Source organism: Pseudomonas sp. W22_MBD1_FP4 (assembly GCF_052113765.1).
Classification (GTDB): domain Bacteria; phylum Pseudomonadota; class Gammaproteobacteria; order Pseudomonadales; family Pseudomonadaceae; genus Aquipseudomonas; species Aquipseudomonas sivasensis.
This window is the reverse complement of sequence record NZ_JBGQOI010000007.1, coordinates 39,746-61,175: the sequence shown is the minus strand read 5'-3', so window position 1 is coordinate 61,175 and position 21,430 is coordinate 39,746. Positions and strand designations below refer to the sequence as shown.

The window sequence follows — 21,430 nt, the reverse complement described above, 5'->3', positions numbered from 1 at the left end:
GACATCAACCACGAGCCAGAACCTTGGCCAGCGCTTCCAGGAAGCGGCTGTTTTCAGCCGGCAAGCCGATGGTGATGCGCAGGTGGTTGGGCATGCCGTAGTTAGCCACCGGACGCACGATCACACCTTCGCGCAACAGACCCTGGAAAACAGGCGCGGCCACTTGGCCGAGGTCGACGCAAATAAAGTTGCCCTTGGACGGAATCCAGCCCAGGCCCAACTCACGCAAGCCTTCCTGCAACTGCAGCATGCCGTTTTCGTTGATGCGCCGACCTTCTTCCAGGTACTCGGCATCCTTCACCGCCGCACAAGCCGCCGCCAAGGCGAGGCTGTTGACATTGAACGGTTGGCGTACTCGGTTCAGCACGTCAGCTACCACCGCCGTGGACAGACCATAGCCAACCCGCAGCGAAGCAAGGCCGTAAGCCTTGGAGAAAGTGCGCGACACCAGCAGGTTCGGATACGCCGCCAGGAAATCCAGGCCGTCCGGCAAGTCGCTGCCTTCTGCGTATTCGATGTAGGCCTCGTCCAGCACGACCAGCACGTGCTCGGGCACATCCTGCAGGAATTCGTTGAGCGCCTGCTCATCGAACCAGGTACCCGTCGGGTTATTCGGATTGGCGATGAACACGACGCGGGTCTGGGCGTCGATTGCTGCCAGCATTGCTGGCAAGTCATGCCCCCAATCCTTGGCAGGAATCACGCGCGCGTCAGCACCGACGGCCTGAGTGACAATCGGGTAAACCGCGAACGCATGCTCACTGAACACCGCATTCAGGCCTGGCGCCAAGTAAGCGCGACCGACCAGCTCAAGGATGTCATTGGAGCCGTTACCCAGGGTCACTTGGTTCAGATCGACCCGGCACTTTTCCGCCAACAACGACTTCAGGGCGAAGCCGTTGCCATCCGGGTAACGGGTCAGCTCGGCCAGTTCCTCACGAATCGCCGCCAGCACTTTGGGGCTAGGGCCCAGCGGGTTCTCGTTGCTCGCCAGCTTGACGATCTTCGACGGATCCAGGTTCAACTCACGCGCCAGCTCGTCCACAGGCTTGCCCGGAACGTAAGGCGACAGTTGTTGCACGCCCGGCTGAGCCAGGGCGAGGAAGTTGCCACTCATGTTAACGCCTCACAAAACCGCTTTCGGGTAAGAGCCCAGCACCTTGAGCGCCACGGCCTCTTGACTGATTTTCTCCAGCACACCTTTGACCAGCGGGTCGCGGTGATGGCCGATGAAATCGATAAAGAACACGTACGTCCATTTACCGCTGCGCGAAGGACGAGTCTCGATGCGCGTCAGGTCAATCCCGTTGTCGTGAAACGGCACCAGCAGTTCATGCAGCGCGCCAGGCTTGTTGCTCATCGAGACGATGATCGAGGTCTTGTCGTCGCCGGTCGGCGGCACTTCCTGGCTGCCGATCATCAGGAAGCGCGTAGAGTTGTCCGGACGGTCCTCGATTTTTTCGGCTAGACGCGTCAAGCCATAAAGACCTGCGGCCATATCACCGGCAATCGCCGCCGAGTTCCACTCACCTTTGACACGCTTGGCCGCTTCGGCGTTGCTGGATACCGCCACGCGCTCGACATTCGGGTAGTGGGCATCCAGCCACTTTCGGCACTGGGCCAGGGACTGGGCGTGGGAATAGATGCGGCTGATGCTGTCGGTCTTGGTGTTCTCGCCCACCAGCAGGTGATGGTGGATACGCAGCTCGACTTCGCCGCAGATCACCATGTCGTGCTCAAGGAAGCTGTCCAGGGTGTGGTTGACCGCGCCTTCAGTGGAGTTTTCCACTGGCACCACGCCAAAATTCACCGCACCGGCCGCCACTTCACGGAACACTTCGTCGATGGCCGCCATCGGCTTGCTGATCACAGCGTGGCCGAAGTGCTTCATGGCCGCCGCCTGGGTAAACGTACCCTCAGGACCGAGATAAGCAACCTTCAGCGGCTGCTCAAGCGCCAGGCACGACGACATGATTTCACGGAACAACCGCGCCATCTCTTCGTTGCCCAGCGGCCCCTTGTTACGCTCCATCACGCGTTTGAGCACCTGAGCTTCACGCTCGGGGCGGTAGAACACCGGCACTTCGCCTTCAGCGAGGGACGCCATCTTCACCCGTGCCACTTCCTGGGCGCACCGCGCACGTTCACTGATCAGTTCCAGGACTTTCTCATCCAGGCTGTCAATGCGTACACGCAGGGCCTTGAGCTCTTGTTCAGACATTAGCCGTGTTCCTTTTCGAACTCTGCCATGTAGGCAACCAACGCATTGATCGCGTGGATGTCGACAGCGTTATAGATGGAGGCGCGCATGCCACCCACCGAACGGTGGCCCTTGAGGTTCAACAGGCCGCGCGCGTCGGCACCGGCCAGGAATGGTTTGTCCAGACGGTCGTCAGCCAGGCGGAACGGCACGTTCATCCACGAGCGGTCGCTTGGATTGATGGGGTTGCTATACAGGCCGCTGGCGTCAATGAAGTCGTACAGGGTGCGCTTCTTCTCTTCGTTGAGCTTGCCCATGGCGGCGACACCGCCCTGCTCTTTCAGCCACTCGAATACCAGGCCGGACAGGTACCAGGAGAACGCCGGCGGGGTGTTGTACATCGATCCGTTGTCGGCTGCGACCTTGTAGTTGAGCATGGTCGGGCACAGCGAACGGGCGCGGCCCAGCAGGTCTTCACGAACGATGTTAACCAGGATGCCACTTGGACCGATGTTCTTCTGCGCGCCGGCATAGATCATGCCGTACTTGGACACATCGATAGGCCGCGAGAGGATGTCCGAGGACATGTCGCACACCAGCGGAACGTCGCCGACTTCCGGCACCCAGTCGAACTCCAGGCCGCCAATGGTTTCGTTCGCGACGTAGTGCACGTAGGCCGCATCCTTCGACAGCTTCCATTCGTTCTGACCTGGGATGGCGAAGTAGTCGTAGGGCTTAGCGGTGCCGGCAACGTTGACGTGACCGTAGCGCGAGGCCTCTTCAATAGCCTTCTGCCCCCAGATACCGGTGTCGATGTAGTCGGCAGTGCCGTCTTCCGGCAGCAGGTTCAGCGGGATCTGGGCGAACTGCTGGCTCGCGCCACCCTGCAGGAACAGCACTTTGTAATCGGATGGAATGCCCAGCAAGTCGCGCAGATCCTGCTCGGCCTTGGTAGCAATGGATACGAACTCATCGCTGCGATGGCTCATTTCCATCACAGAGAGGCCTTTTCCATGCCAGTCGAGGAGTTCACCCTGCGCACGCTGCAGGACTGCTTCAGGAAGCGCCGCGGGACCGGCACAGAAGTTATAGGCTCTCTTGCTCACATCCAATCTCACTCTGATCTGGTGGGGTGGTGCAATAAATCGGGATTTCAATATTTCACAAGGGACAAACAACAAGGGGGCGAATCTTCATCCGCCCCCTTTGTGTCCGCTTATTCCTGCGGTTCTTCTTCGTCTGCGGCAGCATCGAGGGTTGGCTCGTCGACGATATCATCGCCACTCGCCATGACCTCACCTGCGAACTCGGCATCGGCCTCGTCCAGCTCTTCGCCTTCAACTTCCGATGGTTCCTGGACACGCTCCAGGCCTACCAGTGTCTCGTCGCTGGCCAGCTTGATGAGCGTCACGCCTTGGGTGTTGCGACCCAGGCTCGACACTTCAGCCACACGGGTACGTACCAGGGTGCCCTGGTCGGAAATCAGCATGATCTCCTCGCCGTCGAGCACCTGTACCGCGCCGACCAGACGGCCGTTGCGATCGTTGCTGACCATGGCAATAACGCCCTGGCCACCACGTTTGTACTCCGGGAACTCGCCGATGGCCGTACGCTTGCCATAACCACGCGCCGAAGCGGTGAGGATCTGGCTGCCTTCTTCCGGGATCAGCATCGAAATCAGCTTCTGCCCTTCCGGCAGACGCATGCCGCGCACACCGCGGGCGGTACGGCCCATGGCGCGAACGTCGGATTCCTTGAAGCGCGTAACCTTGCCGCCGTCGGAGAACAGCATGACTTCACGCTCGCCATCGGTGATGGCCGCGCTGATCAATACGTCGCCTTCGTCCAGCTCCAGGGCGATCAGGCCCACGCTGCGCTGGCGGCTGAAGGATTCGAGCGGGGTCTTCTTCACGGTGCCTTTGGCAGTTGCCATGAAGATGAAGTGACCTTCGGTGTATTCGTCTACCGGCAGCATGGTGGTGATGTATTCATCACTGTCCAGTGGCAGCAGGTTGACCAGCGGACGACCACGGGCGGCGCGGGACGCTTCCGGAATTTCGTAGGTTTTGAGCCAGTACACTTTGCCCTTGCTGGAGAACAGCAGCAGCGTGGTGTGGCTGTTGGCGACCAGCAGGTGAGCGATGTAGTCCTCATCCTTCACGCCAGTAGCCGATTTACCTTTACCGCCGCGACGCTGGGCCTGGTACGCAGCCAATGGCTGGGTCTTGGCATAGCCGCCGTGGGAGATCGTAACCACGCGCTCTTCTTCCGGGATCATGTCACCCAGGGTCAGATCAAGACGGGCATCGAGGATTTCGGTGCGGCGCACGTCGCCGTATTCGGCGCGGATTACTTCCAGTTCTTCGCGGATCACTTCCATCAGGCGCACGGCGCTGTTGAGGATGCGGATCAACTCGCCGATCTGGTTGAGAATTTCCTGGTACTCGGCCAGCAGCTTCTCGTGCTCAAGGCCGGTCAGACGGTGCAGGCGCAGTTCCAGGATAGCCTGGGCCTGTTCCGGCGACAGGAAGTACTTGCCGTCACGCAGACCGTATTGCGGATCCAGTGTCTCCGGGCGGCACGAGTCAGCACCGGCACGTTCAACCATCGCCACGACGGCGCTGGATTCCCACGGCATCTTGATCAGCGCTTCTTTCGCTTCCGATGGTGTCGGCGAGGCTTTGATCAGGGCGATAACCGGGTCGATGTTCGACAGCGCAACCGCCTGGCCTTCCAGAATGTGGCCACGCTCGCGGGCCTTGCGCAGTTCGAATACGGTGCGGCGGGTCACTACTTCGCGACGGTGACGCACGAAGGCTTCCAGCAGATCCTTGAGGTTCAGGATGCGCGGGCGGCCGTCGATCAGGGCAACCACGTTGATACCAAACACGCTTTGCAGCTGGGTCTGGGCATAGAGGTTGTTGAGGATCACCTCAGGCACTTCGCCACGACGCAGCTCGATCACTACGCGCATACCGTCTTTGTCGGATTCGTCGCGCAGCTCGGTGATGCCTTCGAGTTTCTTCTCTTTAACCAGCTCGGCGATCTTTTCGATCAGACGCGCCTTGTTCAACTGGTAAGGGAGCTCGGTGATGACGATTTGCTGACGGCCACCGACCTTGTCGATGTCTTCGATCATCGAGCGGGCGCGCATGTAAATGCGGCCACGGCCGGTGCGATAGGCTTCGATGATGCCGGCGCGACCGTTGATGATCGCGGCGGTCGGGAAGTCCGGACCCGGGATGTACTGCATCAACTCATCGACGGTCAGCTCAGGGTTGTCGATGAGGGCCAGGCAACCGTCGATGACTTCACCGAGGTTGTGCGGCGGGATGTTGGTCGCCATGCCCACGGCGATACCGCTGGAACCGTTGACCAGCAGGTTGGGGATCCGGGTAGGCATGACAGCCGGGATCATTTCGGTGCCGTCGTAGTTCGGCACCCAGTCCACGGTTTCTTTGTGCAGGTCAGCCAGCAGCTCATGCGCCAGCTTGGTCATGCGCACTTCGGTGTATCGCATGGCAGCGGCGTTGTCGCCGTCGACGGAACCGAAGTTACCCTGGCCGTCTACCAGCAGGTAGCGCAGGGAAAACGGCTGGGCCATACGTACGATGGTGTCGTACACCGCAGTGTCGCCGTGAGGGTGATACTTACCGATCACGTCACCGACAACACGGGCAGATTTCTTGTACGGCTTGTTCCAGTCGTTACCCAGCTCGCTCATCGCGAACAGCACACGCCGGTGCACGGGCTTCAAGCCATCGCGCGCATCAGGCAGTGCCCGACCGACAATTACGCTCATCGCGTAGTCGAGGTAGGACTGTTTCAGCTCGTCTTCGATATTGACCGGGAGGATTTCTTTGGCCAGTTCGCCCATGAGAAGCCTGATTCCTTTTTCGGGTGAAACCTCGTCACATCCATATGGGACGAACGAAGCTCGCCGCTGCCGACAGAGTGCCTGACAACGACTTACGACAAATCAACGAGTTATGACACGGATCTGCACGTTATAGGCAACCCCTCGGGGCGGCCCTGGAAACCGCCGGATGTTATCACAATCGCCGCCACGCACCTATCCCCCTGATGCGCATGGAGACTAGTAATTTGACGGATGACAGGCTTGAGGGGGACGAGAGGGGCTCAGAGATGGGGTGGTGCTTTTTTTTGAGGGCGGATCCGAGGGTTTTATTGACTTTCAGGGCCAATCGGGGGCAAGCCCCCTCATACATTTTGACTGTGTTCGCCATTCAAGTGTGGGAGGGGCTTGCCCCCGGTAGCCATTTCACAGACACCGCAGCCATCAATGCAGCCGCTTACGGCACATCAGCTTGGCCAATTTCGCCGTATCCGGCCGCTCAACCACGCCCTTCTCAGTCACAATCACATCAATCAGGTCGGCCGGAGTCACATCAAATACCGGGTTAAACGCATTAACCTCCAGGCGCTTCCCGTTGACCTCCAGCAGCTCACCGGGATCGCGCTCTTCCAACGCAACATCTTCGCCAGTGGCCATCATCAGATCCAAAGTCGAACTCGGCGCCACCACCATAAACCGCACGCCGTGATGCATGGCACACACGGCCAACTGGTACGTGCCGATCGTGCTGACCACATCTCCATTGGCCGCAATACAGTCAGCCCCGACGATCACCCAGGTCACGCCTTTGGTCTTGAGGATATGCGCGCCCGCCGAGTCGGCATTGACCGTGACAGGGATGCCCTCGCCCGCCAACTCCCAGGCCGTCAGCCGCGAACCTTGCAGCCAAGGCCGGGTTTCATTGGCATAGACGTGTTCAACCAAGCCTTCCAAGAAGGCCGCACGCACAACCCCGAGGGCGGTGCCGACACCGCCCGTCGCCAACGCGCCGGCATTGCCGTGGGTCAGGATCGCCTGGGCGTTGCCCTGGTGCTTGCGAATCAGCTCAACGCCCAACTGCGCCATCACAAGGTTGGCTTCGCGGTCACTTTCATGGATCGCGATGGCCTCTGCTTCCAGGACTGCCAGCGGATCGGCGTGCATCTTGATGCGATCCAGGCGATCGCGCATGCGCTTGAGGGCCCAGAACAGGTTCGACGCAGTGGGACGAGTATCGGCCAGCAGTGCGTAATCCTCCTCCCACGCAGCCTGCCAGTCTTCGCCCTCGGCCATACGATCACGGGCGGCCAGAACCAAGCCATAGGCCGCACTGATACCGATGGCCGGCGCACCACGCACCACCATGGCGCGAATGGCGGCAGCCACGTCGTCGACCGTGGAGCAGGCCACCCAGTTTTCCTGGGACGGCAAGGCACGCTGATCGAGCAGGTGCAGCGTGCCATCACGCCAATCGATGGCCTTCACTTTCTCCGCTGCCAACAGTCGGTCGCGCATCCCTTACTCCGCACTCATGAACAAAAGCCGCCGATTATAGCGATCCGCCAGCCAGGACGCTCGGGTATACTTCGCGCTTCTTTTATAGCTGCCCGGGAAGAAGCCTGCGATGACCTCCACTGCCGCCCCGCTCGACTTACTGCTACTGCCAACCTGGCTGGTACCTGTCGAACCTGCTGGCGTGGTGCTCAAGGAACATGGCGTGGGCATCCGCGATGGACGCATTGCCTTTATCGGGCCGCGGGCCGCTGCCTTGAAGCTGTCAGCCACTGAGGTGCGCGAACTGCCGGGGATGCTGCTCAGCCCAGGCCTGATCAACGCCCACGGGCACGCGGCGATGAGCCTGTTTCGCGGCCTGGCCGATGACCTGCCCTTGATGACCTGGCTGGAAAAACACATCTGGCCCGCCGAGGCCAAGTGGGTCGATGAAGCCTTCGTGCGTGATGGCACCGACCTGGCCATCGCCGAGCAACTCAAGGGCGGCATCACTTGCTTCTCCGACATGTACTTCTACCCCAAGGTCGCCAGCGATTGCGTGCACAACAGCGGCATGCGTGCACAGATCGCGATTCCGATCCTCGACTTCCCGATTCCCGGCGCCAGTACCGCCGATGAGGCGATCCGCCAGGGCATCGAGCTGTTCGGCGACCTCAAGCACCACCCGCGCATCAAGATTACGTTCGGCCCCCACGCGCCCTATACCGTGTGCGATGCCAACCTTGAAAAGATTCGGGTGATCGCCGAAGAGCTGGACGCCGCGATCCATATGCACGTGCACGAAACCGCCTTCGAGGTACAGCAAGCCGTCGAACAGACCGGCGAACGCCCGCTGGCACGCTTGGGCCGCCTCGGATTACTGGGGCCGCGCTTCCAGGCCGTTCATATGACTCAAATCAGCGAGGACGACCTGGCTTTGCTGGTAGAAAGCAACACCAGCGTTATCCATTGCCCGGAATCCAACCTTAAACTGGCCAGCGGCTTCTGCCCGGTGGAGCGTCTGTGGCAGGCTGGGGTCAATGTGGCCATCGGCACCGATGGCGCCGCCAGCAACAATGACCTGGACCTGTTGGGCGAAACCCGCACCGCTGCGATGCTGGCCAAGGCCGTCGCCGGCTCGGCCACCGCGCTGGACGCGCACCGTGCATTGCGTATGGCTACGCTCAACGGTGCGCGGGCCATGGGCCTGGAAAGCGAGATTGGCTCCCTGGAAGTGGGCAAGGCGGCGGATATTGTCGCCTTCGATCTCACAGGGCTGGCGCAACAACCGATCTACGATCCGGTCTCACAGCTTATATATGCCACCGGGCGCGATTGCGTGAAACACCTTTGGGTCGCCGGCAAGCAGTTGCTCGACGATCGGCAACTCACCCGCATGGATGAACAACAGTTGACCGCCACGGCCATTGCCTGGGGAAAACGCATCAGCGGGCACACCGAATAACGCTGGCTCTGAACCTGAGTGTTCAGGACCGACAAACCGATTTATCAGATTTATCAGATTTAGAGGATTCACCATGAGCAACGTCGACCACGCAGAAATCGCCAAGTTTGAAGCCTTGGCCCACCGCTGGTGGGACCGCGAAAGCGAGTTCAAACCCCTCCACGACATCAACCCGCTGCGGGTCAACTGGATTGACGAACGCGTCAACCTGGCCGGCAAGAAGGTGCTGGACGTCGGCTGCGGCGGCGGCATCCTCAGCGAAGCCATGGCCCAGCGCGGCGCCACGGTGATGGGGATCGACATGGGTGAAGCGCCGCTGGCCGTGGCACAACTGCACCAGTTGGAGTCCGGCGTGAACGTGGAATACCGCCAGATCACAGCCGAAGACCTGGCTGAAGAGATGCCCGAGCAGTTCGACGTGGTCACCTGCCTTGAGATGCTTGAGCACGTACCGGATCCCTCCTCGGTGATCCGCGCCTGCTTCCGCATGGTCAAGCCCGGCGGCCAGGTGTTCTTCTCCACCATCAACCGCAACCCCAAGGCCTACCTGTTCGCGATCATTGGCGCCGAATACATCATGAAGCTGCTGCCGCGCGGCACCCATGACTTCAAGAAATTCATCCGCCCGTCCGAGCTGGGCGCCTGGAGCCGCCAGGCCGGGCTGACCGTCAAGGACATCATCGGCCTGACCTACAACCCGCTGACCAAGCACTACAAACTGGCCAGCGACGTTGACGTCAACTACATGATCCAGACCCTGCGCGAGGAGTAAGCCTGTGAAGTTGCGAGCGGTTCTCTTCGATATGGACGGTACCTTGCTGGACACCGCGCCGGACTTCATCGCCATCTGCCAGGCCATGCGCGCCGACCGCGACCTGGCGCCGATCAACCCGCAGCATATTCGCGATGAAATTTCCGGCGGTGCGCGGGCGATGGTCGCCGTGACTTTCTCGATGGACCCGGAGTCACCGGGCTTTGAGGAACTGCGCCAGGAATTCCTGGAGCGCTACCTGAAGGACTGCGCGGTGCACAGCAAGCTGTTCGACGGCATGGCCGAGCTTCTGGAAGACATCGAGAAGGCCAAGCTGGTCTGGGGCGTCGTCACCAACAAGCCATTGCGCTTCGCCGAACCGATCATGCAGCAGTTGGGCCTGGCCGAGCGTTCGGCCCTGCTGATCTGCCCGGACCACGTGACAAACAGCAAGCCGGACCCGGAACCGATGATCCTGGCGTGCAAGATGCTCGGCCTGGACCCGGCCAGCGTGTTGTTCGTGGGCGATGACCTGCGTGACATCGAGTCCGGCCGCGATGCCGGCACGCGCACGGCGGCGGTCAGCTACGGCTATATCCACCCGGACGACAACCCACGCCACTGGGGCGCAGATGTAGTGGTGGATCACCCACTGGAACTGCGCAAGGTGCTGGATAACGCACTGTGCAGTTGCTGATGGCTCACCGGCCTTAGTGATTGATAAAGATCCAAATGTGGGAGGGGCGGTTCGACGATTCGACTTGCCCCCGATTGCAGTGTGTCAGTCACTGCATTTGCTGACTGATACACCAGTATTGGGGGCAAGCCCCTCCCACAGGGGATCTTCAGTGTTTTCCAGCTCGCTGTTTGTAACCTGCTGAATTCTGTCGAGGCTTTTTATGTTTGATTACTCTGCACGTCCAGAACTGCTCAAAGACCGGGTCATCTTGGTGACCGGCGCCGGTCGCGGGATTGGCGCGGCGGCGGCAAAAACCTATGCCGCCCATGGCGCTACCGTGCTGTTGTTAGGCAAAACCGAAGCCAATCTGGCCCAGGTCTACGACGAAATCGAAGCGGCCGGCAACCCGCAGCCAGTGGTGATCCCATTCAACCTGGAGACCGCCCTGCCCCATCAATACGATGAGCTGGCAGCCATGATCGAAAAAGAATTCGGCCACCTCGACGGCCTGCTGCACAACGCCTCGATCATCGGCCCGCGCACGCCCATCGAGCAGCTCTCCGGTGAGAACTTCATGCGGGTGATGCACATCAACGTCAACGCAATGTTCATGCTCACCAGCACCTTGTTGCCGCTGCTCAAGCTGTCCCAGGATGCGTCGGTGGTGTTCACCTCCAGCAGCGTAGGCCGCAAGGGCCGCGCGTATTGGGGCGCTTATGGGGTGTCGAAGTTTGCCACTGAAGGCTTGATGCAGACCTTGGCAGATGAGCTTGAAGATGTGGCAGCGGTGCGGGCCAACAGCATCAACCCTGGCGGCACTCGTACCAGCATGCGGGCCCAGGCGTATCCGGGGGAGAACCCCATGGAAAGGCCTGCGCCGGAAGAGATCATGCCGGTGTACCTGTACCTGATGGGGCCGGACAGTGCCGGCATCAATGGGCAGGCGTTTGATGCGCAGTAACATCTGACACCCAACTCGCTGTGTGAGTTGGCTTTTGTAGTGAGCGGGCTTGCCCCGCGCGGGACTGCGAAGCGGCACCAAAACCTGCCAGCGCGATCTCTCTGTCAGATCGCGCTGGCTGTACTGGGGCTGCTTCGCAGCCCAGCGCGGGGCAAGCCCGCTCATCACAGGTCTCGCCCCACATTGGGTTTACTTAGTTCTTCACCACTTCCTCAAGGGTGAAGCGCCCCAGCGGGTTTTGCAGGAAATTGCTCACGTTCTTGCGTGAGATGTTGATGTAGGGGCTGTAGTACAAGTCGATCCAGTTCACATCCTGTTTCGCCAGTTTTTGCAGCTCGACATACATCTGCTCACGCTTGACCGGGTCCGCCTCAATCCGCGCCGCAGCCACCAGGTCCTTGACCTTGTCGTTCTTGTAGCGGGTCATGTAGTTCTGATTGGTGTCGTGGCCCAGCACAAAGGTGGTCTTCTGGTCCGGGTCGAGGATGTCGTTGGTCCAGTACATCACGGAAATATCGTACTCACCGTCCACCAGCATCTGCCAGCTTTGAGTCGGGTCGACCTTCTGCAGGTTGGCGGTGACGCCGACTTTGGCCAACTGGTCCTTGATGATCACCGCGATCTGCTCGTCAGCCTCATTGCCGGCGTTGACCACATAGTTCAGCTTCAAGTCCTTGGCGCCGGCAGCAGCCAGTAATTTCTTGGCTTCGGCCGGGTCGTACGGGCGTTGCAGGTTGTTGGCGTAGTGGTACAGCGAACCTTTTGGAATGTAGGAATAGGCCACGGTGCCCTGACCGTAGGTGGCGGTCTTGACCAGCGATTGTTTGTCGATGGCCATGTCCAGCGCCTGACGGACTTCCGGCTTGGCCAGCAGGCCATGGGCGTGGTTGATCAACAGGTGATCTTCACGGGTGGAAGGGTCGGCGTGGATCACCACGTTCTTGTCTTTCTTCAGCTCTTCAACCCGGGAGAACGGCACGAAGATCGCCGTGTCCAGCTCGTTGTTCTGCACCATGCGCATGCGCGTGTTGTCGTCGGTCACCGAGACCCACTCCACGCCATCCAGGCTCACATTCTTGGCCTGCCAGAAGTTCGGGTTCTTCTTCAGGATCACCCGATCGCCCTTGCGCCACTCCTCCACGGTAAACGCGCCGGATGTCACCGGGTTTTCCGAGTAGGCGTCTTCGCCCATCTTGGTCATGGCTTTTTCCGACAGGATCGAAACCGTCGGGGAAGCCAGTTGCGAGAGGAACGCCACGGCAGGCGTCTTCAAGGTGACGACCAGGGTTTTCGGGTCGGCGGCGTTGGCCGTGTTGATCAGGTTGAAAGGGTCCGCCCACAGCGAGGCTTTGTTATCGCGGGTGCGCAGCAGGCTAAACGCCGCATCTTCAGCGGTGATCGGCGAGCCGTCAGAGAATTTCGCATCGCGCAGTTTGAAGGTGTAAGTCAGGCCGTCCTTGGAAATGTCCCAGCTTTCGGCCAGGCCCGGTTCCATCTTGGTGCCCAGGTTATCCACGCGCACCAGGGTGTCGTAGACGTTGGCGAACACCCAGGTGTCGCGGTTTTGCGCGCTTTTGATCGGGTCGAACGTGGTGCTGTCTTCTCGGCAGCCAATAGTCAGGACGCCAGCGGCCTGGGCCAAACCAGCGGTCAGCGACCAAGCCGTAAGCGTAGCGGCGGCGAGCAACTTCAAGTGACGGGATTGCATGTCATAACTCCTTGTTCATGAATGGCAGGAAAGGGTCAAAGCAAAGGTGATTCAAGCACGCAACTGTATCGATGCTCGTGCAGGAAATGAGTAGGCGGCGACGCCACGGAACACATGGCGCGCGCATACCGGCAACGTGGGTGAAAGGCGCAGCCGGTGGGCAAATTCAGTGGGCTCGGTGGCTCACCGGGCAAAGGTTCTGCAGGCAATGGCCGATGCGGATCGATCTCCGGAATCGCCTGGATCAACGCCGCCGTATAGGGATGGCGCGGCGCGCTGAACACTGCCTCAACGGGCCCTTCCTCGACGATCTTGCCCAAGTACATCACCGCAACGCGGTCGCACAGGCGCCGCACGATGGCCAAGTCATGGGCGATAAACAGGATGGCCAGGTTCATGCGCTGTTGCAGTTCCAACAGCAGATTGATGATCTGCCCCTGGATCGACACATCCAGCGCGGCCACGCACTCATCGGCGATGATCAGGCGCGGTTCCACCGCCAAGGCGCGAGCAATGCCGACGCGCTGGCATTGACCGCCACTGAGGGAGCCGGGTTTTCGACTGGCCAGTTCGGGGCGCAAGCCGACCAGCTCAAGCAGTTCGTTGACGCGCGCCGGGATGCGCTCTGCGGGGACTTTGCGCTGCACCCGCAGCACCTCGGCGATGGTTTCGCCGATGGTCTGGCGCGGGTTCAACGCGGCGTAGGGATCCTGAAAGATCATCGCCGTTTCATGGCGCAAACGCGCGATGTCGATCGCGCTGCCATGGGCCATGTCGATGCCATCGAACAACACCTGCCCGGCGCTGATCGGGTTGAGGTGCAGGATCGCCCGGCCAAGGGTGCTTTTACCGCTGCCGGACTCGCCCACCAACCCGAGGGTTTCGCCGGCCGCCAGGTTCAGCGACACACCGTTCACCGCCCTCACCCACTGCGTGTTCAGGCCAAAAAAACCGCTGCCGGACGCCGCAAAGCGCACCTCCAGGTCCTTGATCTGCAACAGGCTCATGGTCGCGCTCCCAGCGGATAGTGACAGGCTACGCGGGCACCTTCTGGCAGCACCTCGGTACATAAGGCACCGACCTGCGGGCAGCGCGGATTGAAGCGGCAGCCGCCGGGCAAGGCATCCAGCAACGGCGGCTGGCCGGGAATGGTGCGCAACAAGGCGTGGCCACTGCTGTGGGCCGGCTGGCAGTCAATCAGGCCAGCGGTGTACGGATGTTGCGGATGGGCCAGCAGGTCGTACTTACTGCCGTGTTCGCACAGGCGCCCCGCGTACATCACCGCGATGGAATCGCAGGTTTGCGCCACCACGCCCAAGTCGTGGGTGATCATGATGATCGACAAGCCACGCTGGTCGCGCAGGTCCAACAACAGACGCAGGATTTGCGCCTGGACGGTCACATCCAGGGCGGTGGTCGGCTCGTCGGCGATCAGTACCCTTGGGTTGCAGGCCAAGGCCACGGCGATCATGGCGCGCTGGCGCATGCCGCCGGAAAACTCGTGAGGATAGTTGTCGACGCGCGCCTGTGGATCGGGAATACCCACTTGGCGCAGTACGTCGATGGCGTGTCGTCGGGCGTCTTTTTTCGACGCGCCCTGGTGCAGGCGAATACCCTCGGCGATCTGCTCGCCGATGCGCATCAGCGGGTCGAGGTGGCTGCTGGGGTTCTGGAAAATCATGCCCAATTGCCCGCCGCGTATCGCACGCATGCCCGCGTCATCCAGTGACAGCAGATCCTGACCGGCCAGGCACACGGCACCGCCCTGCACGCGCAGATCAGGCGACGGCAGCAGCCGCATCAGGCCTCGGCAGGCCATGGTCTTGCCCGAGCCGCTCTCGCCCACCAAACCAAGGATTTCGCCTTCGGCCAGGTCGAAGGAGACGCGGTCGACCAAGGTGACATCGCGCCCCGCGTTATTGGCGATTACGCTGAGGTCTCGTACCTGAAGCAGACTCATGACCGATCCCCTAACACTTGCGCCACCCCATCAGCCAACAGGCTGAAACCCATGGCCAGGGTCACGATGGCCAACCCCGGAAAGGTGCAGATCCACCAGGCCGTGGTAATAAACGCCTGCCCTTCGGCGACCATCGTCCCCCATTCGGCGGTCGGCGGTTGCACCCCAAGACCCAGGTAGCTCACGGCGGCACCGTTGAGCAGCACCAGCACCGCATCGGACATGGAAAACACAATCGAGCCAAACATCGCATTCGGCAGCAAATGCCGGAACAGGATGCGCCCATGACCAAAACCCAGGCTCTTGGCGGCCAGGGCAAAGTCGCTTTCCTTGAGTACCAGGATCTGCGAACGGATCAGCCTCGCATACGAGACCCAACCCACCAGCGCCATGGCGATGTAAAAGCTCTTAAGGCCCGGGCCGAGGATGGCCATGATCGCCAGCATCAGCACCAGGAACGGGAACGCCAGGATCACATCGATCACACGCATGCAGAAACTGTCGAAACGACCGCCGATGTAACCTGAGACCGCGCCCACAAAGGTGCCGATGATGAAGGGGAAAATGACCCCGATGATGGCCAACTGCAGGTCAATACGTGCGCCCCAGATGACCCTGGACAGAATGTCACGACCGTAGTTATCGGTGCCGAATGGATGGGCCAGGCTGGGACCGATCAAACTGATATCGGTGTTCTGTGCAATCGGATCAAAAGGCGCGATCCATGGCGCCAACAGCGCCAGGGTCAACCACACCAACAGTATCAATAGCCCCCACGCGGCCGTCAGCCGGCCATTGCGAAAACCAAAGCGCAGGCGCAAGCGCCATGGGGCAATCAACGGGCGGCTGCTCATTGCATTTTCACCCGCGGGTCGAGGGCCACCGTCGCCACATCCGCGATGAAGTTGACCACCACCGTCGCGCAGGCCAACACCATGGCCACGCCCTGCACCACCATGTAGTCGCGGGTAAAGATGCCGCGCACCAATAACTGACCGATGCCAGGAATGGCGAACAGGCTTTCGATGACCACCGTGCCGCTGATCAGCCAACCGATATTCACTGCCAGCAGGTTGACCGCTGGCACCAGGGAATTGGGCAACACATGGCGGCGAAACACGGCGGCTTCGGAAAGTCCGCGCGCACGGGCGGCGGTAACATGGTCCGCCTGCAACTCCATCAACATGCTCGCCCGCAGGTTGCGCACCAGTACTGCCGACAGCGCCAGGGCAATAGTCAGGCACGGCAGGACCATATGGTGTGCCTTGTCCAGCCAGGTGCGACCGTAGCCGGACACCGGGAACAAGCCCCATTTCACACTCAGCAGCAGGATCAGCATCAAGCCCAGCCAGAACGCCGGCATGCCCAGGCCCACCGTGGTGAATACGCGGATCAGGTTGTCGGCCCAGTCGCCTTTATTGCGCGCAGCCCAGGTTGCCAGGGGCACCGCGATCAGCAGCGCCAGCACCACGCTGCCGAGTACCAGCACCAGGGTCGGCTCGATACGGGTGACGATCAGCTTCAGCGCGTCGACCTTGTACAGCAGCGATTGACCGAGGTCGCCCTTCAGGAGGTTCTTCAGAAAATAGAAATATTGCAGCCACAACGGCTGATCGAGGCCGTACTGGGCGCGGATTTTCAGCAACGCGTCCGGTGTGCTGCGCGAGCCGAGCAACGCACGCGCCGGGTCGCCGGGGATCGAGCGCACCAGCACAAAGGTAATCAGGCTGATGCCAAACAGCACCGGCAGCAATTGCAGCGGCCGGGACAGCACAAAACGGTAACGCGCCAAGTTCATCCGTCAGCCTCGGTGGCGAGCAAGAAAGTCCAGCAGCACCGGGAAATACGCCTGGGGTTCTTCGTAGAACGGCATATGGCTGCTGTTGGGGAATACGTGCAGTTCGGCGTGTCTGGCCGCCATCTTCATGCGCATGGCACAGGCCGGGGTGAGTTCGTCGTGCTGGCCGGTGGTGATCAAGATCGGCATCTTGAAATCGGCCATCTCGGGGATGCGGTTCCAGTCCTTGAGGTTGCCGACATAGAGGAATTCGTTAGGGCCCTGCATGGTTTCGTAGGGGCCCATGTTCCAGTCGCCGAGGGAGCGTTTGACCGGCTCGGGCCATTCGTCCAGACGGCACACGTGGCGATAGTTGAGCAAGGTGATCGCGGCCTGGTACTGCGGGTGATCGAGAGTGCCCATGGCTTCATGGCGCTGCATCATGGCCACGGTTTCGCTGCCTAAGGCGCCGCGCAGGCGCTCCAGCTCCTGGGACAGGTGCGGAATGTCGCCGACAGTGTTTTCCAGGATCAGGCTTTTCAGCGCGTCGGGATAATGGATGGCGTATTCGATGCCCAGCCAGCCGCCCCATGAATGCCCGAGCAAGTGCACACGGCCCAGCCCCAGTGCCTGGCGCACGGATTCGACTTCTTCGACATAACGGCGTATTTCCCACAGGGAAACATCGGTCGGTCTGGCTGATGCCCCCGTGCCAAGCTGGTCGAATGCAACCACTCGCAGGTTATGCTCTTTGAGCCAGCCATGGGCGTCGCGCAAGTAGTCACACGGCAGGCCTGGCCCGCCGTTGAGGCACAACAGCACCTCATCGCCTTCGCCAAAGCTGTAGACCACGAGGTTATGGCCGTCGACTTGCACGTTGTACTGCTGGTCGGGGGCAATTTCACGCCACATGCATACATTCCTTGTGTTGTATCGGCCTGGCGAGTAGCGGCCGCTTGTCAGGCCAACACTACCGAGGATGCCGCGCGTCCATAACCTAGTAGTTCTTATAGGTTTGGCCTGGCAGTCCTTCGCCGGGGCGTGGCATTCTACTTGCCGCATGTCGAGATTCAAATGAATTCGGGAGCAGAACGGATGCTGACCAAGCTGACTGCCTTCAACAATCGTCTGATGCCGGGCAGGAGCCTGGATGAGCAGATGGACAACGCGTTTATCCTCGCTCAACAGTTAGGCTTCGATGCGCTGGTGTACGACTACTCCCCCGTGCCGATCGACCAGGACGGCGCTTTGATCACCCCCTCGGTGCTGGAACTGCGCAATACGCCACCCGACTGGCACGCATTATGGTGCAGCAAAGGGTTTTACCAGATCGACCCGGTGCAACACCTGGCCCTGAGCACGGTATCGCCTTTCGTATGGTCCTACGAAGCCAAGGCCGACACCCCACTGCAAAAAATCATCGATCCGTGCCACGCGCCGGTTTCATCCTACCTGCATGACCAGCAGCTGACCTGCGGCGTCAGCGTACCGATCCACCTGCCCCGTGGTGGCTTTGCTTCGCTGACCGGCCTGCGTATCGGTAGCGCGCACACGGTGTTGCAGGACGCGCAGCAAACTTTGTCCGATTTCAGTGTGATTTCCCATGCGTTGCAGGAAGCAGCCTACCCGCTGTTCAGCAAGGAACTGCGCACCTACCCCCATATTCACCTGACCAAACGCGAACGCGAGTGCCTGAAATGGGCCGCCGAAGGCCTGACCGCTGCTGAAATCGCCACGCAGTTGAGCCGTTCGCTGGCGGTGGTCACGCTGCACCTGGCTTCGGCGATGCACAAGCTGGGCGCCAAAAACCGAGTCCAGGCGGTGGTTCGGGCTACCCATTACCGCCTGCTGGAAGACTGATCCATCGGCAAAACCTAGCTGTTTTGCTAGTTACCTAAATTTCGCGCGCAGACTATCGTGTCCCTGAGCCTTTTTTCAGAGCAGGGTACGAAATGGAATTCATCGAAAAAATTCGCGAAGGGTATGCGGCCTTTGGCGCCTACCAGACCTGGTATCGCGTCACTGGCGACCTGTCCAGCGGCCGTACACCACTGGTCGTCATCCACGGCGGCCCCGGCTGTACCCATGATTATGTCGACGCCTTCAAGGACGTCGCAGCCAGCGGCCACGCGGTCATCCACTACGACCAACTGGGCAATGGCCGCTCCACGCATTTGCCTGAGAAAGATCCGTCCTTCTGGACCGTCGACTTGTTCCTCAAGGAACTGGATAACCTGCTGGATCACCTGCAGATCAGCGACAACTACGCGATCCTCGGCCAGTCCTGGGGCGGCATGCTCGGCAGTGAACATGCAATCTTGCAACCCAAGGGTTTGCGCGCGTTCATCCCGGCCAACTCCCCGACCTGCATGCGCACTTGGGTCAGCGAGGCCAATCGCCTGCGCCAATTGCTGCCGGAAGGCGTGCACGAAACCCTGCTCAAGCACGAAGCCGCTGGCACCTATCAGGACCCGGAATACCTCGCCGCCTCGCGGGTGTTCTATGACCAGCACGTATGCCGCGTGAACCCCTGGCCGGAGGAAGTGGCGCGCACTTTCGCCCAGGTCGATTCAGACCCTACGGTTTATCACGCCATGAGCGGCCCGACCGAGTTCCACGTGATCGGCAGTCTGAAGGACTGGAAATCCATTGGCCGCCTCTCGGCGATCAAGGTGCCGACCCTGGTGATCTCGGGCCGACATGACGAGGCCACCCCACTGGTGGTCAAGCCGTTTCTGGATGAGATCGCGGATGTACGCTGGGCGCTGTTCGAAGACTCCAGCCACATGCCCCACGTAGAAGAACGCCAGGCCTGCATGGGGACCGTGGTGAAGTTTTTGGATGAGGCCTGTTCAGTGCCGCACCCCGTCCGCAAGGCTGGTTGAGTTCCAAATGTGGGAGGGGGCTTGCTCCCGATAGCGCTGGGTCAGCCACGACTACTGTGGGTGACACCCTGCTATCGGGAGCAAGCCCCCTCCCACATTTTCAGACCTCTGTGGTTTCAGGCTGCGCCGTTTTCCTGGGCACCTCCGCTACCAGCGGAATCTCCTTGCCCTCGGCATCAAACAACTTGCCGCCCCTGAAGTAATCTCCATCCCGCAGCGCCGCGACATCGTGGAAGCACAAACTGCGCTCGGTCCCCGCTACGAACACCGACTGCTGATCCGAATTGCCCGCCGTGAAGTGGTTAAACGCCAGGTTCAGCAGGATCGCCATGATCGCCGACGAGCTGATGCCCGAGTGGAAAATGGTCGCAAACCAGCTAGGGAATTGATCGTAGAAACTCGGCGCTGCAATCGGAATCATGCCAAAACCGATGGAGGTGGCGACGATGATCAGGTTCATGTTGTTGCGGTAATCCACTTTCGACAGGGTGCGAATACCACTGGCCGCCACGGTGCCGAACAGCACAATCCCGGCACCGCCCAGCACCGAGGTGGGCACCGCGGCGATCACCCGCCCCATAAATGGCAGCAGGCCAAGGATCACCAGGAACAGGCCACCGGTGGCAACCACGAAGCGACTCTTCACCCCGGTCACCGCCACCAGGCCGACGTTCTGGGCGAACGCACTCTGGGTGAACGAACCGAAGATCGGCGCGAACATACTCGACAGCATGTCGGCGCGCAGGCCATTACCGAGGCGTTTAGAGTCGACTTTGGTGTCGATGATTTCGCCCACGGCCAAGATGTCGGCCGAGGTTTCCACCAGGGTCACCATTACCACGATGCACATGGAAATGATCGCCGCGATGTGGAAGGTCGGCATGCCGAAATGGAAGGGCGTAGGGAAACCAAACATCGGGCCCTGGGTCACGCCGGAAAAGTCCGCCATGCCGAGGAACACCGCAATCACCGTGCCGATGACCATCGCCAGCAGGATCGACAGGCGCGAGATGGTTGCGCTGCCAATCTTGCTCAATAGCAGCACCAATACCAAGGTCAACGCCGCCAGGCCGATATTGGGCATGCTGCCGAAATCCGCGGCGCGGCTGTTACCCCCCATGGCCCAGCGCGCCGCCACGGGCATCAGCGTCAGGCCGATGGTGGTGATCACGATGCCAGTCACCAATGGCGGGAAGAACTTGGTAATCCGCGAGAACACGGGCGTGATCAGTAGCCCGATAAACGACGCGGCCATCACCGCCCCAAGAATCGCCGGCACCCCGCCAGCGCCGTCGCTGCCGACAATCGCCACCATGGTTGCCACACCGGCAAATGACACGCCCTGCACCAGCGGCAACTGACAGCCAAAGAACGGCACGCCAAGGGTTTGCAACAGGGTGGCCAAGCCACCAGCGAACAGCGACGCGGCGATCAGCAGACCAATATCTGCCGGTGACAACCCGGCCGCCTGACCGACGATCAACGGTACCGCGACGATGCCGCCGTACATGGTGAGCACATGCTGCAGGCCGTAAGCCATGTTGGCGGCGACGCCGAGATTCTCATCTTCTGGCCGCTGCGGTGACGCCTTCGGGATAGTCATGGTGAGGGGTTCTCTGTTTTTGTTGTGCGGCCACTGTATGCAATGTTAGGACTATATGTCCATAGAGTTGTATACAATCAATCGAACAAGATAC

18 protein-coding genes are annotated in these 21,430 nt (G+C 60.6%); 6 read left to right on the top strand and 12 right to left on the bottom strand.

The window, feature by feature from the left end:
- Nucleotides 1-4: 4 nt before the first annotated feature.
- From hisC to mtnA, 5 genes are all read right to left on the bottom strand, one after another.
- A complete protein-coding gene (hisC, locus tag ACEN2T_RS11260) occupies nucleotides 5-1,117 on the bottom strand; it encodes a histidinol-phosphate transaminase (protein WP_032888914.1) in 1,113 nt (370 codons plus the stop codon).
- A 9-nt stretch (nucleotides 1,118-1,126) separates the two neighbouring features.
- Nucleotides 1,127-2,221 carry a prephenate dehydratase gene (gene pheA / locus ACEN2T_RS11255; RefSeq protein WP_003172650.1) on the bottom strand — a complete coding sequence of 365 codons (1,095 nt, stop codon included), beginning with the start codon at nucleotides 2,219-2,221 and terminating at the stop codon, nucleotides 1,127-1,129.
- Nucleotides 2,221-3,306, bottom strand: a complete 1,086-nt coding sequence (gene serC, locus ACEN2T_RS11250; RefSeq protein ID WP_032888912.1) for a 3-phosphoserine/phosphohydroxythreonine transaminase — start codon at nucleotides 3,304-3,306, stop codon at nucleotides 2,221-2,223. The genes pheA and serC overlap by 1 nt, the downstream gene beginning before the upstream one ends.
- 110 nt (nucleotides 3,307-3,416) lie before the next feature.
- Entirely contained in the window at nucleotides 3,417-6,077 is a 2,661-nt protein-coding gene (gene gyrA / locus ACEN2T_RS11245; RefSeq protein WP_095184190.1) for a DNA gyrase subunit A, read from the bottom strand.
- A 423-nt stretch (nucleotides 6,078-6,500) separates the two neighbouring features.
- The gene (gene mtnA, locus ACEN2T_RS11240) at nucleotides 6,501-7,571 is read right to left on the bottom strand and encodes an S-methyl-5-thioribose-1-phosphate isomerase (RefSeq protein ID WP_442116756.1); all 1,071 of its coding nucleotides are present in this window, start codon (nucleotides 7,569-7,571) and stop codon (nucleotides 6,501-6,503) included.
- A gap of 109 nt (nucleotides 7,572-7,680) precedes the next feature.
- On the opposite strand from mtnA, the gene ACEN2T_RS11235 reads away from it, so the two are divergent.
- From ACEN2T_RS11235 to ACEN2T_RS11220, 4 genes are all read left to right on the top strand, one after another.
- On the top strand, nucleotides 7,681-9,012 hold the full coding sequence (locus ACEN2T_RS11235; RefSeq protein WP_442116755.1) for a TRZ/ATZ family hydrolase: 1,332 nt from the start codon (nucleotides 7,681-7,683) through the stop codon (nucleotides 9,010-9,012).
- A gap of 73 nt (nucleotides 9,013-9,085) precedes the next feature.
- Nucleotides 9,086-9,784, top strand: coding sequence for a bifunctional 2-polyprenyl-6-hydroxyphenol methylase/3-demethylubiquinol 3-O-methyltransferase UbiG (ubiG, locus tag ACEN2T_RS11230; protein ID WP_017734479.1), 699 nt, complete (start codon nucleotides 9,086-9,088; stop codon nucleotides 9,782-9,784).
- A gap of 4 nt (nucleotides 9,785-9,788) precedes the next feature.
- A complete protein-coding gene (gene mupP / locus ACEN2T_RS11225) occupies nucleotides 9,789-10,460 on the top strand; it encodes an N-acetylmuramic acid 6-phosphate phosphatase MupP (RefSeq protein WP_032888903.1) in 672 nt (223 codons plus the stop codon).
- A 202-nt stretch (nucleotides 10,461-10,662) separates the two neighbouring features.
- Complete coding sequence (locus ACEN2T_RS11220; protein ID WP_032888901.1) at nucleotides 10,663-11,403, top strand: YciK family oxidoreductase; 741 nt, start codon at nucleotides 10,663-10,665, stop codon at nucleotides 11,401-11,403.
- Nucleotides 11,404-11,596: 193 nt separating this feature from the next.
- Here the strand turns inward: ACEN2T_RS11220 and ACEN2T_RS11215 are convergent, their stop codons facing one another.
- From ACEN2T_RS11215 to ACEN2T_RS11190, 6 genes are read right to left on the bottom strand one after another with little or no spacing between them, the layout of a single operon-like run.
- A complete protein-coding gene (locus ACEN2T_RS11215; RefSeq protein WP_442116754.1) occupies nucleotides 11,597-13,111 on the bottom strand; it encodes an ABC transporter substrate-binding protein in 1,515 nt (504 codons plus the stop codon).
- 35 nt (nucleotides 13,112-13,146) lie between these two features.
- Nucleotides 13,147-14,118 carry an ABC transporter ATP-binding protein gene (locus ACEN2T_RS11210; protein ID WP_122752669.1) on the bottom strand — a complete coding sequence of 324 codons (972 nt, stop codon included), beginning with the start codon at nucleotides 14,116-14,118 and terminating at the stop codon, nucleotides 13,147-13,149.
- Nucleotides 14,115-15,071, bottom strand: coding sequence for an ABC transporter ATP-binding protein (locus ACEN2T_RS11205; RefSeq protein ID WP_442116753.1), 957 nt, complete (start codon nucleotides 15,069-15,071; stop codon nucleotides 14,115-14,117). The genes ACEN2T_RS11210 and ACEN2T_RS11205 overlap by 4 nt, the downstream gene beginning before the upstream one ends.
- Entirely contained in the window at nucleotides 15,068-15,925 is an 858-nt protein-coding gene (locus tag ACEN2T_RS11200; RefSeq protein WP_401382677.1) for an ABC transporter permease, read from the bottom strand. The genes ACEN2T_RS11205 and ACEN2T_RS11200 overlap by 4 nt, the downstream gene beginning before the upstream one ends.
- The gene (locus ACEN2T_RS11195) at nucleotides 15,922-16,869 is read right to left on the bottom strand and encodes an ABC transporter permease (RefSeq protein ID WP_442116752.1); all 948 of its coding nucleotides are present in this window, start codon (nucleotides 16,867-16,869) and stop codon (nucleotides 15,922-15,924) included. Before ACEN2T_RS11195 ends, ACEN2T_RS11200 begins: the two co-directional genes overlap by 4 nt.
- A 3-nt stretch (nucleotides 16,870-16,872) precedes the next feature.
- Entirely contained in the window at nucleotides 16,873-17,760 is an 888-nt protein-coding gene (locus tag ACEN2T_RS11190) for a proline iminopeptidase-family hydrolase (protein WP_095184185.1), read from the bottom strand.
- 183 nt (nucleotides 17,761-17,943) lie between these two features.
- Here ACEN2T_RS11190 and ACEN2T_RS11185 point away from each other — a divergent pair, with 183 nt between their 5' ends.
- Together ACEN2T_RS11185 and ACEN2T_RS11180 are read left to right on the top strand one after the other, a co-directional pair.
- Nucleotides 17,944-18,708 (top strand): LuxR family transcriptional regulator, encoded by a 765-nt coding sequence (locus tag ACEN2T_RS11185; protein ID WP_032888888.1) that lies wholly within the window; start codon nucleotides 17,944-17,946, stop codon nucleotides 18,706-18,708.
- A 92-nt stretch (nucleotides 18,709-18,800) separates the two neighbouring features.
- Nucleotides 18,801-19,733 (top strand): proline iminopeptidase-family hydrolase, encoded by a 933-nt coding sequence (locus ACEN2T_RS11180; protein ID WP_032888886.1) that lies wholly within the window; start codon nucleotides 18,801-18,803, stop codon nucleotides 19,731-19,733.
- 100 nt (nucleotides 19,734-19,833) lie between these two features.
- On the opposite strand, the gene ACEN2T_RS11175 is transcribed toward ACEN2T_RS11180, so the two are convergent.
- On the bottom strand, nucleotides 19,834-21,336 hold the full coding sequence (locus tag ACEN2T_RS11175; protein ID WP_442116751.1) for a nucleobase:cation symporter-2 family protein: 1,503 nt from the start codon (nucleotides 21,334-21,336) through the stop codon (nucleotides 19,834-19,836).
- Nucleotides 21,337-21,430: the final 94 nt, after the last annotated feature.

Excerpts from the sequence above, each read along its gene's own strand:
- hisC (WP_032888914.1), bottom strand. The coding sequence starts at position 1,117 with ATGAGTGGCAACTTCCTCGCCCTGGCTCAGCCGGGCGTGCAACAACTG.
- ACEN2T_RS11200 (WP_401382677.1), bottom strand. The coding sequence starts at position 15,925 with ATGAGCAGCCGCCCGTTGATTGCCCCATGGCGCTTGCGCCTGCGCTTT.
- ACEN2T_RS11205 (WP_442116753.1), bottom strand. The coding sequence starts at position 15,071 with ATGAGTCTGCTTCAGGTACGAGACCTCAGCGTAATCGCCAATAACGCG.
- ACEN2T_RS11220 (WP_032888901.1), top strand. The coding sequence starts at position 10,663 with ATGTTTGATTACTCTGCACGTCCAGAACTGCTCAAAGACCGGGTCATC.
- ACEN2T_RS11185 (WP_032888888.1), top strand. The coding sequence starts at position 17,944 with ATGCTGACCAAGCTGACTGCCTTCAACAATCGTCTGATGCCGGGCAGG.
- mtnA (WP_442116756.1), bottom strand. The coding sequence starts at position 7,571 with ATGCGCGACCGACTGTTGGCAGCGGAGAAAGTGAAGGCCATCGATTGG.
- ACEN2T_RS11175 (WP_442116751.1), bottom strand. The coding sequence starts at position 21,336 with ATGACTATCCCGAAGGCGTCACCGCAGCGGCCAGAAGATGAGAATCTC.
- ACEN2T_RS11210 (WP_122752669.1), bottom strand. The coding sequence starts at position 14,118 with ATGAGCCTGTTGCAGATCAAGGACCTGGAGGTGCGCTTTGCGGCGTCC.
- ubiG (WP_017734479.1), top strand. The coding sequence starts at position 9,086 with ATGAGCAACGTCGACCACGCAGAAATCGCCAAGTTTGAAGCCTTGGCC.
- ACEN2T_RS11215 (WP_442116754.1), bottom strand. The coding sequence starts at position 13,111 with ATGCAATCCCGTCACTTGAAGTTGCTCGCCGCCGCTACGCTTACGGCT.
- gyrA (WP_095184190.1), bottom strand. The coding sequence starts at position 6,077 with ATGGGCGAACTGGCCAAAGAAATCCTCCCGGTCAATATCGAAGACGAG.
- ACEN2T_RS11235 (WP_442116755.1), top strand. The coding sequence starts at position 7,681 with ATGACCTCCACTGCCGCCCCGCTCGACTTACTGCTACTGCCAACCTGG.
- ACEN2T_RS11195 (WP_442116752.1), bottom strand. The coding sequence starts at position 16,869 with ATGAACTTGGCGCGTTACCGTTTTGTGCTGTCCCGGCCGCTGCAATTG.
- ACEN2T_RS11180 (WP_032888886.1), top strand. The coding sequence starts at position 18,801 with ATGGAATTCATCGAAAAAATTCGCGAAGGGTATGCGGCCTTTGGCGCC.
- pheA (WP_003172650.1), bottom strand. The coding sequence starts at position 2,221 with ATGTCTGAACAAGAGCTCAAGGCCCTGCGTGTACGCATTGACAGCCTG.
- ACEN2T_RS11190 (WP_095184185.1), bottom strand. The coding sequence starts at position 17,760 with ATGTGGCGTGAAATTGCCCCCGACCAGCAGTACAACGTGCAAGTCGAC.